This is a genomic window from Pseudomonas sp. RA_35y_Pfl2_P32 (assembly GCF_963970735.1).
In the GTDB taxonomy this organism is placed as follows: Bacteria; Pseudomonadota; Gammaproteobacteria; order Pseudomonadales; family Pseudomonadaceae; genus Aquipseudomonas.
This window is the reverse complement of the sequence record NZ_CAXAQF010000058.1, coordinates 1-1,514: the sequence shown is the minus strand read 5'-3', so window position 1 is coordinate 1,514 and position 1,514 is coordinate 1. Positions and strand designations below refer to the sequence as shown.

The following is a 1,514-nucleotide window of genomic DNA, read 5'->3' as shown; positions in this document are numbered from 1 at the left end:
GAAAATTCCCGCCGGATCCTCGGCGCAAGGCGCGGTTTCGTGAAATCGCGCGCGCGATCGTCGCCAAGGACCGCTCCGATCGGAAGTACGGCCTTACCGTCGATACCGCCGGTGCCATCGCCCAAGCGCTGGAGCGCGCATATCGGGACGGCGTGCGGGACGGTCCCGCAGCATCGACCCCGTTGCCGGAACAGTCCGATACCGGCCCGGTCGAATGGGCGCTGATCCCGCCGCGCCCCCGCGAAGCCTTCTGGAGTACCTGCCTGGCTATCCTGGGCGGTGACGGCAGCCGGTCGCGCGATGGCCATCTGGCACCTGCGATCACTGAACGCGGCACGCCGGGCTGGGCCATCATCGCACAAGGTCGCAACCCTGGCAGGTTGATCGGTGAACGCAACATCAGGCCGCTCGTCCGCCTGAACCTGCTCGATCATGCGCCAGATCGGCCGGAACACCTGCTCCTGACCGGACGGGGACAGGAAACCTGGTTCCTGTTCTGCCAGCTTGGTGGGCGTTACCCCGAAGACCTCACCGACATATGATCCGGCTTTGTCCCTTACCATCCAGGACGGATTACAGGTTGCCCGGCAACAAGCTGCGTCGCATCATCATGTGATGCTGACGTTCGGCTTCTCCACCCTGATCGACTTTTTGAGCTGGATCGCCGCTCTTGCCATCGGCCTGAAGGTCGCGGCGACGTTGATCGTGCTGATAGTAAACAAGGACATGCGCGATCAACCCGGATGGGGATCGGCCTTGTGGTGGGTGACCAAGATAACCCCGATCGTCGCGGTTTCATGTCTCATCTGCATTGCCCTGCGGCAACGCGATACAGGGTTGGTCTGGTTCTACTGTGCTGCGGGGCTGTTCGTTGTGGTCGCGGTGCCGCTGAAGATCCGGCAGCGGGGGACTGTCAGGATTTCCGTGTGTGGGCGGGCATAATGGGTAAAGAGGAGATCCCATATGTCCCGACGCAAAGAACCTGCGATACCGAATGAGCTTCTCGACCAGTTGCTGGCGGGCGGTGCCGCGAGTGCTGCATTTGACCAAGGTGGCCTGCTCGATTCGCTGAAGAAGGCGCTGACCGAGCGCGCGTTGAACGCGGAGATGGATCATCACCTGGCCGGCCAGGACGGTGCCGGCAACACGCGCAACGGCTACGGTCGGAAGACCGTGATGACCGACACCGGCAAGCTGGCGATCGACGTGCCACGCGATCGTCAGGCGAGCTTCGATCCGCAGTTGATCGCCAAGTATCAGCGCCGCTTTCCCGGCTTCGACGACAAGATCGTGTCGATGTATGCGCGCGGCATGAGCACCCGCGAGATTACCGGGCATCTCCACGATCTGTACGGGATCGACGTGTCGCCGGATCTGATCAGCACGGTGACCGACGCCGTGCTCGACGAGGTGGCGACGTGGCAGCAGCGGCCGCTCGATCCGATCTACCCGCTGGTTTTCTTCGACGCGATCCGGGTCAAGATCCGCGACGAGGGCATAGTTCGCAACAAAGC

General features: G+C 62.7%; 3 protein-coding genes. All 3 read left to right on the top strand.

Annotation, left to right across the window (positions count from 1 at the left end; all coding sequences use genetic code 11):
- The coding region (locus AACY45_RS27015) for a hypothetical protein (protein ID WP_339548481.1) at positions 1-542 on the top strand (542 nt) is incomplete at its 5' end.
- A 7-nt stretch (positions 543-549) separates the two neighbouring features.
- Positions 550-942, top strand: coding sequence for a hypothetical protein (locus AACY45_RS27010; protein WP_339442618.1), 393 nt, complete (start codon positions 550-552; stop codon positions 940-942).
- 21 nt (positions 943-963) lie between these two features.
- Positions 964-1,514 (top strand): transposase (locus AACY45_RS27005; protein WP_339548480.1); only part of this gene is annotated, 551 nt, incomplete at its 3' end.